The organism is Pigmentiphaga sp. H8, from assembly GCF_003854895.1.
In the GTDB taxonomy this organism is placed as follows: Bacteria; Pseudomonadota; Gammaproteobacteria; order Burkholderiales; family Burkholderiaceae_B; genus Pigmentiphaga.
Genome location: NZ_CP033966.1, coordinates 5,250,016 through 5,263,207 on the forward strand (window position 1 = coordinate 5,250,016; position 13,192 = coordinate 5,263,207).

The following is a 13,192-nucleotide window of genomic DNA, read 5'->3' on the forward strand; positions in this document are numbered from 1 at the left end:
TCAATCCAGCACCGCGCGATGCAGCACGCGGCCTTGTCCCGCGTAGTTGAAGATGCCCCGATGCTGGACGATGCGGTTGTCCCAGATCAGCGCCGCGCCGGTCTCCCAGCGATACTCGGTGCAGACTTCGGGCGACTTGATGAACTCGAACACGATGCCCAGCAGATGGTCGCTGACCAGCCGGGGCACGCCCAGCACCCGCTGCGCATAGAGTTCGCAGGCGAAAAGCTGGCGGGCGCCGGTTTCCGGATGCACCCGCACCAGCGGTACCTCCAGCGGCGGCGTGTCGAGCCGCGCCTGGGCCAGCCGCTCCGGATCGCCGTAGGACATGGACACCAGCCCCATCTGGTCGGCGTTGTGCAGAATGGTCAGCGTGTCCAGATAGGCCGCGAAGCGCGGGTCGAGCAGCCGGTAGGCCGCCGTGGCATTCGAGAACAGCGTCCCGCCCCCGTGCCGAGGCGCTTGCACGGCGTACAGGGCCGTGAATTTCTGCGGACGCTCGCGATAGGCCTGGTCGATGTGCCAGATGTAGTTGGTGCGCGTCTTCTTGCGCGCCGAGTCGATGGCGTTGGCCTCGCCGCCCACGCGCGGCGCCTGCGGATTGCCGGCGAACCGGGGCGCGCCGAACAGTGCCGCGAACTGTTCGAAGTCACCCGCCGCGACCGATCCCGGCTCGAACGACAGGAAACCGTACTCCAGCAGGGAGCGGTAAAGGAAGGCCTGGATTTCGTCCGGTGTCCGGACCTCGGGCTGGAAGCGGAATCCCTGGACCAGGCCGCCCACGATGGGGGAATAGGGCTGGATGCGGATTTCGCCCAGGCGCGTCTCGTCGTAGCGATAAAGCTCGGGGTCGAGGATGCGGGGCTGGTGCAGCTCGGTGTCCGCGGGCCGATGCAGCGGTTTGAGCAATGCGTTCATCGTCATTCGTCTCGCGAAAGAGAACCAGAATAACGACGGCCGCCGCGCCCGCTAACGAATGTTTCCGAGTTTCGTTATGCGTCGCGTGAAAGCGGGAGAGCGCGGGCGGGGCAGTTGCCCCGCCGGCTCGGGGAAGGACTTACTTGATGACGGTCAGCTTCGGCCGGCCGCGATCGGGGCCGCCCGAAGGCGCGGGATCCGTATCCTCCGGACCCTCGTCGGACGAGGCCGACGGCGTTTCGCCCGCCGGCACGGCGGACAGTTGCGGACGAGGCGCCGACACGTTCTCTTGCGGCTCGGCGGCGGCCGCATCGTCGACCACCGGGCTGTCTGGCGCGACGCCCGTGCCCGCCGCCGCGGACGGTCCGGCCTCGAAAGCCATGCCATGTCCGGTCTCGCGCGCGTAGATGGCCGTGACCGCATCCACCGGAACGGAAATCTGCCGCGCCACGCCGCCGAAGCGCGCCTGGAACTCGATGAACTCGTTGCCCAGTTGCAGCTTGTGGGTAGCCAGCCTGCCGACGTTCAGGACGATCTCGCCGTTCTTGACATGCTCGCGCGGCACCACCACCCGCTCGTCGACGGTTACCGCCAGGTGGGGCGTATAGCCGTTGTCGGTGCACCACTCGTGCAGTGCGCGGATCAGGTAAGGCTTGGTGGAGATTTCACTCATGGTTGCATCCCTCGCGCGGCATGCCGCGGCTGGCGGGCGGCCCGGACAATAAGGGCCGCCCCACGGGGCCGGCGGATGATCCGTGCGCTGCGCATCAGCGGCGCATGACCTTTTCGGACGGCGTCAGCGCCTCGATGTACGCCGGCCGCGAGAAGATGCGCTCGGCATACTTCTGCAACGGGGCGGCGTTCTTCGGCAGCTCGATGCCATAGTGGTCCAGGCGCCAGAGCAGCGGTGCGATCGCCACGTCCAGCATCGAGAACTCTTCGCCAAGCATAAACTTGTTTTTCAGGAAGATAGGCGCGAGCTGCGAAAGGCGGTCGCGGATCTGCTGGCGCGCCTGCTCGAGCGCCTTCTCGTCGGCGCGGCTTTCCCGGGCCTCCAGCGTGCCGACGTGCAAGAACAGTTCCTTCTCGAAATTGAACAGGAACAGCCGCGCACGGGCGCGCATCACCGGATCGGCGGGCATCAGCTGCGGATGCGGGAAGCGCTCGTCGATGTACTCGTTGATGATGTTCGACTCGTACAGCACCAGATCGCGCTCGACCAGGATGGGCACCTGGCCGTACGGGTTCATGACGGCGATGTCCTCGGGTTTGTTGTAGAGGTCGACGTCGCGGATTTCGAAATCCATGCCCTTTTCGAACAACACGAAACGGCAGCGTTGGGAGAACGGACACGTGGTTCCGGAGTAAAGCACCATCATGGCGGGGCCTCCGAGAGGGTATGTAAAAACGTTAAAGGGCCAGCCATCCAAAAGGATGCTGGCCCCGGACAGGTAGTTCGAGAACTACTTGACGTCCTTCCAGTACACGGCGTTCAGGCGCCAGGTGATGACCGTGAAGAAAGCCAGGAAAATCAGCACCCACACCCCCAGTCGCACGCGATGCTGCTGCACGGGCTCGGCCATCCACGACATGAACGCGACCAGATCGGCCACGTCGTTGTCGTACGCCTGCACCCGGGCCGGATCCTTGGCCGTGAAACGCGTTTCCATCGTTTCGTGGCCGTGGTAGTCGGCGACCGGCTCATGCTTGACGGTAGCAGCGCCGTTCACGTCGTAAGTCGTCGTGACACGCTCCCAACCGTGTTCGCCTTCGCCCCGGTGCATGGCGACGGTGGTGAGTTCGCGCGGACCCTGGCGCTCCCACAGCACATGGGGCATGCCCACACTGGGAAAGACCAGGTTGTTCCAGCCCGTGGGCCGGGTATCGTCGCGGTAGAACGTACGCAGGTAGGTGTAGAGGTAATCGGCGCCCGACGGTCCGGCGTTGACGGATTTCGCCCGGGCAATGACCGACAGGTCGGGAGGCGCGGCGCCGAACCATTCCTTCGCCTCTTTGGCGCTCATGGCAACGGTCATCATGTCGCCGACTTTACCGTCCGAGAACAGGAGGTTGTCCTTGATCTGTTCGTCGGTCAGGCCGATGTCCTTGAGCCGATTGTACCGCATGGCCGAAGCGGCATGGCAGTTGAGGCAATAGTTGACGAACAGTTTGGCCCCGTTTTGCAGGGCAGGCAGGTCGTTCAGGCGCGTAGGCGCCTTCTCCAGGTGATACCCGCCTTCGGCTGCCTGCACCCCAGTGCAGGCCAGCATCAGAATCAGTAGACCGAGCAGCTTCTTCATCGTGATATCCGTAGTCTGTCAGGCCGGCGCAACCGCCGCCGGCCCGGTGAACATCCTCAGTGGGCGGAGAAAGTGACGCGTTCGGGCACAGGCTTGAACGTGCCGAGCCGGCTCCAGAACGGCATCAACAGGAAGAAGCCCAGGTAGAGGACCGTACCGATCTGCGACATCAGGTTGAAGACCTCGGTGGGCGCCTGCGTGCCCAGGTAGCCCAGCACCAGGAAGTTGACGATGAAGATGCCGTAGATCCACTTGTGCCAGCCCGGACGATAGCGGATGGACTTGACGGGCGAATGGTCGAGCCAGGGCAGGAAGAACAGGATGACCACCGCGCCGCCCATCGTCAGCACGCCCCAGAACTTGGCGTCCCAGACGCGCAGCAGGACGGCAATGGCCAGCAGCACCACGACGATGGCGATCTTGGCGACGCCACTGACACGGCTCTTGAGCAGGAACCACACCGCCGCCGCGACCGCGGCGAACGCCAGCACCCAGGTGAAGTCGTCGGTGCAGGCACGCAGCATCGAGTAGAACGGCGTGAAGTACCAGACCGGCGCGATGTGCGGCGGGGTCTTCAGCGGGTCGGCCGGGATGAAGTTGTTGTATTCCAGGAAGTAGCCGCCCATCTCCGGCGCGAAGAACACGATCGCGCTGAAGATCATCAGGAAGATGGCCACGCCGAACAGGTCATGCACGGAGTAGTAGGGATGGAACGGAATGCCGTCGAGCGGGATGCCGTTGGCGTCCTTCTTGGCCTTGATCTCGACGCCGTCGGGGTTGTTGGAGCCGACTTCGTGCAGCGCGATGACGTGCGCGACGACCAGGCCCAGCAGCACCAGCGGTACGGCGATGACGTGGAACGAGAAGAAGCGGTTCAGGGTCGCGTCCGAGACGACGTAGTCGCCGCGGATCAGGATCGCCAGGTCGGGGCCGACGAACGGGATGGCCGAGAACAGGTTCACGATGACCTGGGCGCCCCAGTAGGACATCTGGCCCCAGGGCAGCAGGTAGCCCATGAAGGCTTCGGCCATCAGGCACAGGAAAATCGCCACGCCGAAGATCCAGACCAGTTCGCGCGGCTTGCGGTACGAGCCGTAGAACAGCCCGCGCAGCATGTGCAGGTACACCACGACGAAGAACATCGAGGCGCCGGTGGAGTGCATGTACCGGACGAGCCAGCCCCACGGCACTTCCCGCATGATGTATTCGACCGACTGGAACGCGCGTTCGGCGTCGGGCTTGTAGTGCATGACCAGGAAAATCCCGGTCACGATCTGGATGACCAGCACCAGGAGCGCCAGCGAGCCGAAGAAATACCAGAAATTGAAGTTCTTCGGTGCGTAGTACTCGGACAGGTGCGCTTTCCAGGTCGAGGTGAGCGGAAAGCGGGCGTCGATCCAGCCCAGAAGGCCAGTTGTCTCGACATTCTTCTCGCCAGCCATGGCTGCTGCTCCTTTTGCTCGGCGGGTTCGGCGCTGCGCTGCTTGGTGCCGCAACGCCGACGTGTTTCTATGGCTACGTTTGACAGGAGGACGCGGCTATCGCCTCCCCCGCTGCGAATGACTGACGGTCAGGCCTTGTTGTTCTTGTCGACACCGACCACGATCTTGGTGTCGGACAGGAACTCGTAGGGAGGAATCGTCAGGTTGTCGGGCGACGGCTTGTTCTTGTACACCCGTCCGGCCATGTCGAAGGTCGACCCGTGGCAGGGGCACAGGAAGCCGCCGTGCCAATCGGCCGGCAGGCTGGGCTGGGGCCCGGTGGCGAACCGGGCGGTGGGCGAGCACCCGAGGTGCGGGCAGATGCCGACGGCGACGAGGTACTCGGGCTTGATCGAGCGGTACTCGTTGCGCGCGTACTCGGGCGTGATTTCGTTCGGATTGCGCTCGGAATTCGGGTCGGCGAGCTGGGCGTCGACTTCCTTCAGCGTGGCAAGCTGCTCGGGCGTACGGCGGATGATCCAGACCGGTTTGCCGCGCCACTCGACGGTGCGCATTTCACCCGGCTGCATGTCTCCAATTTCGACTTCCACCGGAGCACCCGCCGCCTTCGCCCGTTCGGACGGGGCGAACGTGCTGACGAAAGGAACGGCCACGCCTACAGCCGCGACTCCCCCGACAGCACAGGTGGTTCCGACCCAAAACCGGCGGTCGGCGTCTACCACTTTGTCCTGACTCATTGATTGACCCTCAAGATTACTTCTTCTCTTAGCACTTGAAAGCAGATTGGCGCTCTTGGCGGACCGGCGCCTTATAGTAACCTTCGAGTATAACGCAATGCCTACAGGCCCCGACAGACTTCGTAGCACATTCGCACTCGCACTATTACGGTCGAGCTTCCCGCGGCGCAAGGAAATAAGGGATACTTTCGCGCAACAACAAACGGGAGGTGGTCCATGAGCATCATGAAGGAATTCCGCGATTTCGCGATGCGCGGCAATGTCGTCGACCTCGCGGTCGGCGTGATCATCGGTGCGGCGTTCGGCAAGATCGTCGATTCCCTGGTCAAAGACATCGTCATGCCGATCGTCAACGTCATCCTGGGCGGCAACGTCGATTTCAGCAACAAATTCATCGTACTCCGGGCGCCGGCCGACTACGCCGGCCCGCAGACTTACGACGCCCTCAGCAAGGCCGGCGCCACCCTGCTCGGATGGGGCAATTTCCTGACGATTCTGATCAACTTCGTGCTGCTGGCCTTCGTCATCTTCTGGATGGTCAAGGCCATGAACCGCGCCCAGGCCCGCTTCACCAAGGAAGCCCCGCCCCCCGCGCCCGCGCCGACCCCGGAAGACGTCGAACTGCTGCGCGAAATCCGCGATCTGCTCAAGAGGTAGGTAGGCCCCCCCCCTACGCCCTTCGGGCGCCCCCCAGGGGGCGATGCGGGTGGACCGGCGGAGCCGGATCCACCGCATCCTGGGTCTAGTACCGTTATCTTGGGGTGTGGCTCCGTTGCTATCGCTGGCTGCCAGCGGTAGCAACCGTGCTTCAGTCCAAGATAGTTTCCCTAGACCCAGGAAACCGCGGATCTGGCTTTGCCAGTCCGCCGGTTTCGCCCCCTTGAGGGGGCCCGCGTAAGCGGGTAGGGGGTGGGCTCCACCCCCCCCCCCCTCAGACGGGGTTGTCGATGTCGATGAAATCCACCCGGATGCCGAAGCGGGCGGCGATGGCCTGGCCCAGGGCCTGGACGCCGTAGCGTTCGGTGGCGTGGTGGCCGGCGGCCAGAAAGGCGGTGCCGGTTTCGCGGGCGAGATGGACGGTGGGTTCGGAGATCTCGCCGGTGATGTAGGTCTGGGCGTCGGCGTCGATGGCGTCCTGGAGCATGCCCTGAGCCGCGCCGGTACACCAGGCGATGCGGCCCACGGGGCCGGAGGGGTCGCCGATCAGCATGGGCTCGCGCCGCAGGCGCTGGGCGATGCGGGCCGCCAGGTCGCCTACCGTGGCCAGGCCCGGGGCCTGGCCCAGCCAGATCAGGCCGTCGTGGCCGGTGGTCTGGGGCACGCCCTCCACCAGATGGGGGGCCAGGCCCAGCACCTCGGCCAGTTGTGCGTTGTTGCCCCACCGGGGGTGGGCATCCAGGGGAAGGTGGTAGGCGAACAGGTTCAGGTCATGGCCCAGGACCAGCGACAGGCGGGTGCGCCGGGTGCCCCGCACGCGCGGGTCCTCGTTCTTCCAGAACCAGCCGTGGTGGACCAGCAGGCCGTCCGCCCCGGCGTCGATGGCGTGCCGGATGGCGGCCTCGGACGCGGTCACGGCGGCGATAATATGCCGGACCACGGGCCGGCCCTCGACCTGCAGGCCGTTCGGGCAGTAGTCGCGGAACCGGGCAACCTGCAGTTCGGCGGCCAGCCAGGATGCGAGTTCCTCGGCGCTGACGCCACCCGCGCCCCCCGCTGGTGCATGGGTTTGCGCTGAGGCCTGCTCGCCTGCGATCATTGTCAATCTCCTAAGCTAGGGAAAAGTATTTTGCACATGCGCCGACTATGGCTGATCTTTGCCCAGACCACCACCGTCTGTCTGGCCATTTTATTCATCGTCGCCACCCTGCGACCCGAATGGCTGCCACGCCGCGGGGGCCCGGGCAGCAATAACGCCATCGTCGTCCCGTTCTTCGAGGCCTCGCCCTCGCCGACCGGCGAAGGCGGCGCCACCGCGTCCTATGCGGCGGCCACCCACAAGGCGGCACCGGCCGTGGTGAACATCTTCACCAGCAAGGACACGCCCCAGCAGCCCGCCTATCCGTTCTCCGACGATCCGGTGTTCCGGCGCTTCTTCGGCGAACCCGACACCAACCCGGAGCCCGTCTCCAGCCTGGGATCGGGCGTCATCGTCAGCCCCGAAGGCTACATCCTGACCAACAACCACGTGATCGAGGCCGCGGACGAGATCGAAGTGGCGCTGGCCGACGGCCGCAAGGGCAAGGCCACGCTGGTCGGATCCGACCCCGAAACCGACCTGGCGGTGCTGAAACTGGCGCTGCCCAACCTGCCCTCGGTCACCTTCGGCCGGGCCGAGGACCTTCAGGTGGGCGACGTGGTGCTGGCCATCGGCAATCCGTTCGGCGTGGGCCAGACCACGACCATGGGCATCGTCTCGGCCCTGGGCCGCACCCACCTGGGCATCAATACCTTCGAAAACTTCATCCAGACCGATGCCGCCATCAACCCCGGCAACTCCGGGGGCGCGCTGATCGACGCCCAGGGCAACCTGGTCGGCATCAATACCGCCATCTATTCGCGCTCGGGCGGTTCGCTGGGCATAGGCTTCGCGATTCCGGTCAGCACGGCGCGCCAGGTGATGGAGCAGTTGATCACGACCGGCACGGTCACGCGGGGCTACATCGGCGTCGAGCCGCAGGACCTGACGGCCGAGCTGGCCGACGCCTTCAAGCTGTCGCGCAAGGAAGGGGTCATCATCGCCGGCGTGGTGCGCGGCGGGCCGGCGGCCAAGGCCGGGATCCGCACGGGCGACATCGTCGTATCGGTCGCGGACAAGGCCATCCTGGACACCACCACCATGCTCAACGCCATCGCCCAGTTGCCGCCGGGCGAGAAGGTGGCCATCAAGATCGTCCGCGGCGGGCAGGAAATGGAAACCAGCGTGACCATAGGCACGCGACCCAAGCCCAAGCGCGAAGTCCAGCAGCCCTGATGCCGGGCCGGGCCCTACCTGTTGCGGCCCAGGCCCAGGTAGCTCTCGACCACGCGCGGATCGTCCGCCAGTTCGCGGGCCGGGCCGGCCAGCACCACCTGGCCGGTCTCCAGCACATAAGCGTAGTCGGCCGTCTGCAGGGCCGCGCGGGCGTTCTGTTCGACCAGCAGGATGGCCACGCCCCGGCGCCGCAGTTCGGCGATGATCAGGAAGATTTCCTTGACGATGCGCGGCGCCAGCCCCAGCGAGGGCTCGTCCAGCAGCAGCAGGCGGGGCTTGGCCATCAGGGCGCGCCCCAGGGCCAGCATCTGGCGCTCGCCGCCCGACAGGGTGGCGGCCAGTTGCTGGCGGCGCTCCTTGAGCCGGGGGAACAGCCCGTAGACCTCCTCCATCGACGCGGCCTGGTCGCGGTGGCCCGAGCGATAGCGCTGAAAAGCGCCCAACAGCAGGTTGTCCTCGACGCTCATCTCGCCGAACAGTTCGCGTTTCTCGGGCACGAGGTTCAGGCCCGCGGCGACCATCTGCTCGATGTCGACGCGCCGCTGGAGCCGCCCCTCCAGGCTGATGGCGCCCCGCGCCGGCAGCAGCCCCATGATGGCCGACAACAGCGTGGTCTTGCCCGCGCCGTTGGGGCCGATCACGGTCACGATGGTGCCCGCCGGCACCGCCAGGTCTATGCCATGCAGCGCCTCGACCTTGCCGTAGGACACGGACAGGCCGGAAACCTCGAGCAGCGACGCGGCCATTGCCGCCGGACCCGTCATTCCACACCTCCCAGATACGCTTCCAGCACGCGCGGATCGCGCTGCACGTCCTCGGGCAAGCCCTCGGCGATCTTCTCTCCGAATTCCATCACCACCACGCGGTCGGCCAGGCCCATGACGAAATCCATGTCGTGCTCGACCAGCAGGATGGCCATGCCCTCGGCGCGCAGCGCCTTCAGGGTGTCCGACAGGGCCTGCTTCTCGAGGTAGCGCAGGCCGGCCGCCGGCTCGTCCAGCAGCAGCAGGCAGGGGTCGGCGCACAGCGCGCGGGCGATTTCCAGCATGCGCTGCTTGCCCAGCGGCAGCGAGCCCGCCGCCACGTGCAAAGAGTCGCCCAGCCCCACGCGCCGCGCCTGCCGCGCCGCCTCGGCCAGGAGACGCGCCTCTTCATGGCGATCCAGGTGCAGGCTGCCCAGCACCAGGCCCGACAGCAGCCCCGGGCGCTCGCGCAGGTGGGCGCCCAGCGCGATGTTCTCGATCACCGTCATCTGCGGCAGCAGGCGCACGTGCTGGAACGTGCGGCCCATGCCCAGCGCCGCGATTTCGCGCGACGGCCGGCCGGTCACGTCCCGCCCGCGGAAGACCACCTTCCCCAAAGAAGGATCGTCCACGCCGGACAGCAGGTTGAACATGGTGCTCTTGCCCGCGCCGTTGGGGCCGATCAGCGCCAGCACCCCGCCCGCGGGGACGGTGAAACTGATGTTGTTGTTCGCCACCAGCCCGCCGAACCGCTTGGTCAGGCCCCGGGCTTCCAGCACGACCTCGCCATGCGCCGGCTGGGCGCGCCGTGCCAGCGGCTGCGCCCCTTCGTCGACGGCCCGCTGGGACTGGGCCAACGGCAGCCAGCGCCGGGCCAGGCGGACGATCACCGGCCAAAGCCCGTCCGGCGCGCGTTGCAGGGCGACCACGAGCAGGATGCCGAAGAAGATGCTCTCGAAGTTGCCCGAAGCGCCCAGGAGGCTGGGCAGCAGGTCCTGCAGCCACTGCTTGAGCATCGTGACCAGGCCGGCGCCGACCAGCGCACCCCAGACCTGCCCCGCCCCGCCGATGACGGCCATGAACAGGTATTCGATGCCGATGTGCAGGCCGAAGGGCGTGGGGTTCACGAATCGCTGCATGTGGGCGTACAGCCAGCCCGACACGCATGCCAGCAGGGCCGCGATCATGAAGATCGCGATGCGCGAGCGGGCGGTATCCACCCCCATGGACTCGGCCATCACCATGCCGCCCTTTAGCGCCCGGATGGCCCGGCCCTCGCGCGAGTCCAGCAGGTTGCTGACCAGCAGCATGGCCAGCAGCAGGATCGCCCAGATCAGCCAGAACAGTTGCCGGCCCTTGGACAGGTCCAGCCCGAAGATCGAGATCGGCGGCAGGCCGGACAGTCCGGTATGGCCCCCCAGGAAATCCAGCGTCCCGAACAGGAAGTACAGGCTCAGGCCCCAGGCGATGGTGCCCAGCGGCAGGTAGTGCCCGGACAGGCGCAGCGCGATCGCGCCCAGCACCCAGGCCGCCGCCGCCGTGACCACCAGGCCGGCCAGCAGCCCCAGCCAGGGCGAGCCGCCCAGCCACGCGAAGGCGGGCGGCAGCGCGGCGATGGACAGCCAGGCGCTGGTGTAGGCGCCCAGGCCCACGAAGGCCGCCTGGCCGAACGAGGTCACTCCGCCCACGCCGGTCAGCAGCACCAGCCCCAGCGCCACCAGCGCGTACAGGCCGATGTAGTTCAGCAGCGTGACGGTGAACTCGGACATCCCGAACACGGCGGCGACGAGCAGGACGAGGCCGGCGCCGACGAACCAGATGGGACGCAGCCGCATCATTCTTCCTCCACGTGGCGCGAGGCGAGCGAGCGCCAGATCAGCACCGGAATGATCAGCGTGAACACGATGACTTCCTTGTAGGCGCTGGCCGCGAACGACGAGAAGGCCTCCAGCAGGCCCACCAGCACCGCGCCGGCGGCGGCCAGGGGATAACTGCCCAGGCCGGCGATGATGGCGGCGACGAAGCCCTTCAGGCCGATCAGGAAGCCCGTGTCGTAGTAGATGGTCGTGATGGGCGCGATGAGGATGCCCGAGAACGCCCCGATCAGCGCGCACAGCGTGAAGCTCAGCTTGCCGGCGAGGCTGGTCGGGATGCCCATCAGGCGGGCGCCGACCCGGTTCACCGCCGTGGCGCGCAGGGCCTTGCCGTACAACGTCCGGCCGAACAGCACCGTCAGCGCCAGGATGAGGGCGATGGAGGAACCGACCACCCACAGCGTCTGGGCCGAGACCGGAATGCCGCCCAGCTCGATGCCGCCGTCGGTGAAGGGCGAGGTGCGCGCTCCCTCGGCGCCGAAGAACAGCAGCCCCAGCCCCACCATGGCCACGTGCACCGCCACCGAGACGATCAGCAGCACCAGCACGCTGCTCTCGGCCACTGGCTGGAAGGCCAGGCGCCAGACCATGGGCCCTATCGGCACCACGACCAGCAACGCGAACAGGATCTGCGCGACCAGCGGCATCTGCTGGAAATCGACGAAACGCGCCGCGGCGAAGATCAACGCGGGATACAGCAGGTTCCAGCCGGCGGCGCGTGGAATGGCGCGCCAGTCCTGGCGCCGCCACGCGGTCCACAGCTCCACCAGCATGACGGCGCTGCCGCCCATGGCCAGCAGCCAGACCGTTCCCGGCAACTGGCCGGCCTGCAAGCCCGCCAGGGTCAGGGCGCCCCAGGCGACGAACTCGCCCTGGGGAATGAAGATCACGCGCGTGACCGTGAAGGCCAGCACCAGCGCCATCCCCAGCAACGCATAAATGGCGCCGTTGACGACGCCGTCCTGGATCAGGAAAAGGGCGATCTGTAGATCCATGTCAGCTCCGGCAGGGCCGGAGATCCGCCCTGGTCCACCAGAAAATTACTTGATCAGCTTCCAGGCACCGTTTTCGATGACGACCATCACGCGGGAACGGTTGTCCAGGCCGACGTGGTCCGTGGGGCTCATGTTGAACACCCCGTGCGCGCCCGCCACGTTCTTGACGTTTTCCAGCGCGTCGCGCAGGGCGGCGCGGAACTCAGGCGTGCCCGGCTGCGCCTTCTTCAGGGCGGCCGGAGCGGCCGCTTCGATCAGCTTGCCGGCATCCCAGGCATGGGCGCCGAAAGTGGACACCGAACCCTTGCCGTAGGTCGCCTCGTACTTCTGCACGTACTCGGTAGCCGAGGCCTTGACCGGATTGTCGGCCGGCAACTGGGCCGACACCAGCACCGGGCCGGCCGGCAGGAAAGTGCCTTCGATGTCCTTGCCGCCCACGCGCAGGAAGTCGTTGTTGGCGACGCCGTGGGTCTGGTAGTACTTGCCGCGATAGCCGCGCTCCTTCAGCGTCTTCTGGGGCAGCGCGGCGGGAGTGCCGGCGCCGGCGACCAGCACGGCGTCGGGCTTGGCGGCGATCATCTTCAGCACCTGGCCGGTCACCGACGTATCGGTGCGGTTGTAGCGCTCGTTGGTCAGCACCTTGATGCCGGCCGCCTGGGCCGCCTTCGAGAACTCCTGGTACCAGCCCTCGCCGTAGGCGTCGGCGAAGCCGATGAAGGCCACCGACTTGATCTTCTGGCCCTGCATGTGCTCGACGATGGCCTTGGCCATCTCGGCATCGTTCTGGGGCGTCTTGAAGGCCCAGCGCTTCTTGGCGTCCTGGGGCTCGACGATGGCGGCCGAGGCCGCCATGGAGACCACCGGGGTCCCGGTTTCGGCGGCGACGTCGACCATGGCGAGCGAGTTCGGCGTGATGGTGGAACCGACCATCACGTCGACCTTGTCCTCGGTCACGAAACGGCGGGCGTTCTTGACCGCCGTCGTGGTGTCGCTGGCGTCGTCCAGCACGATGTAGTTGACCTTCTGGCCCGCGATGGTCTTGGGCATCAGGGCGAAGGTGTTCTTCTCGGGGATGCCGAGCGAGGCGGCCGGCCCCGTGGCGGACACGTTGACGCCCACGGTGATGTCGGCATGCGCGGCGGCCGCGAAAACGCCGAGGCCCACGGCCAGGGCCAGTTTGTTCAAGGAAAACATGAAGGTCCCCACTTGTGC

Annotated in this window: 13 protein-coding genes; 2 read left to right on the plus strand and 11 right to left on the minus strand. The window is 66.6% G+C overall.

Going from position 1 to position 13,192, the window contains the following annotated elements:
• From EGT29_RS24745 to petA, 6 genes are all read right to left on the minus strand, one after another.
• Positions 1-918: a TauD/TfdA family dioxygenase gene (locus EGT29_RS24745; protein WP_161567965.1), complete on the minus strand. Its 918-nt coding sequence runs from the start codon at positions 916-918 to the stop codon at positions 1-3.
• A 139-nt stretch (positions 919-1,057) separates the two neighbouring features.
• Positions 1,058-1,591, minus strand: a complete 534-nt coding sequence (locus tag EGT29_RS24750; RefSeq protein ID WP_124691488.1) for a ClpXP protease specificity-enhancing factor — start codon at positions 1,589-1,591, stop codon at positions 1,058-1,060.
• 94 nt (positions 1,592-1,685) lie between these two features.
• A complete protein-coding gene (locus EGT29_RS24755) occupies positions 1,686-2,297 on the minus strand; it encodes a glutathione S-transferase N-terminal domain-containing protein (RefSeq protein WP_124691489.1) in 612 nt (203 codons plus the stop codon).
• Between the two features lie 84 nt (positions 2,298-2,381).
• Positions 2,382-3,224 carry a cytochrome c1 gene (locus EGT29_RS24760; protein ID WP_192901847.1) on the minus strand — a complete coding sequence of 281 codons (843 nt, stop codon included), beginning with the start codon at positions 3,222-3,224 and terminating at the stop codon, positions 2,382-2,384.
• A gap of 50 nt (positions 3,225-3,274) precedes the next feature.
• Entirely contained in the window at positions 3,275-4,660 is a 1,386-nt protein-coding gene (locus tag EGT29_RS24765; protein ID WP_124691491.1) for a cytochrome bc complex cytochrome b subunit, read from the minus strand.
• A gap of 128 nt (positions 4,661-4,788) precedes the next feature.
• Positions 4,789-5,397: a ubiquinol-cytochrome c reductase iron-sulfur subunit gene (gene petA, locus EGT29_RS24770; RefSeq protein ID WP_124691492.1), complete on the minus strand. Its 609-nt coding sequence runs from the start codon at positions 5,395-5,397 to the stop codon at positions 4,789-4,791.
• A 216-nt stretch (positions 5,398-5,613) separates the two neighbouring features.
• Here petA and mscL point away from each other — a divergent pair, with 216 nt between their 5' ends.
• A complete protein-coding gene (gene mscL / locus EGT29_RS24775) occupies positions 5,614-6,054 on the plus strand; it encodes a large conductance mechanosensitive channel protein MscL (protein ID WP_124691493.1) in 441 nt (146 codons plus the stop codon).
• 274 nt (positions 6,055-6,328) lie between these two features.
• Here the strand turns inward: mscL and EGT29_RS24780 are convergent, their stop codons facing one another.
• A complete protein-coding gene (locus EGT29_RS24780) occupies positions 6,329-7,153 on the minus strand; it encodes a Nif3-like dinuclear metal center hexameric protein (protein ID WP_124691494.1) in 825 nt (274 codons plus the stop codon).
• A 36-nt stretch (positions 7,154-7,189) separates the two neighbouring features.
• Between EGT29_RS24780 and EGT29_RS24785 the strand changes: the two genes are divergently transcribed.
• Positions 7,190-8,368 carry a S1C family serine protease gene (locus tag EGT29_RS24785; RefSeq protein WP_124691495.1) on the plus strand — a complete coding sequence of 393 codons (1,179 nt, stop codon included), beginning with the start codon at positions 7,190-7,192 and terminating at the stop codon, positions 8,366-8,368.
• 14 nt (positions 8,369-8,382) lie between these two features.
• On the opposite strand, the gene EGT29_RS24790 is transcribed toward EGT29_RS24785, so the two are convergent.
• The 4 genes from EGT29_RS24790 to EGT29_RS24805 are packed head-to-tail and all read right to left on the minus strand — an operon-like array spanning position 8,383 to position 13,174.
• Positions 8,383-9,114: an ABC transporter ATP-binding protein gene (locus EGT29_RS24790; RefSeq protein ID WP_124692499.1), complete on the minus strand. Its 732-nt coding sequence runs from the start codon at positions 9,112-9,114 to the stop codon at positions 8,383-8,385.
• A 14-nt stretch (positions 9,115-9,128) separates the two neighbouring features.
• The gene (locus tag EGT29_RS24795; protein WP_124691496.1) at positions 9,129-10,949 is read right to left on the minus strand and encodes an ATP-binding cassette domain-containing protein; all 1,821 of its coding nucleotides are present in this window, start codon (positions 10,947-10,949) and stop codon (positions 9,129-9,131) included.
• A complete protein-coding gene (locus EGT29_RS24800) occupies positions 10,946-11,980 on the minus strand; it encodes a branched-chain amino acid ABC transporter permease (RefSeq protein WP_124691497.1) in 1,035 nt (344 codons plus the stop codon). Before EGT29_RS24800 ends, EGT29_RS24795 begins: the two co-directional genes overlap by 4 nt.
• Before the next feature lie 45 nt (positions 11,981-12,025).
• Positions 12,026-13,174: an ABC transporter substrate-binding protein gene (locus tag EGT29_RS24805; RefSeq protein ID WP_124691498.1), complete on the minus strand. Its 1,149-nt coding sequence runs from the start codon at positions 13,172-13,174 to the stop codon at positions 12,026-12,028.
• Positions 13,175-13,192 lie beyond the last annotated feature (18 nt).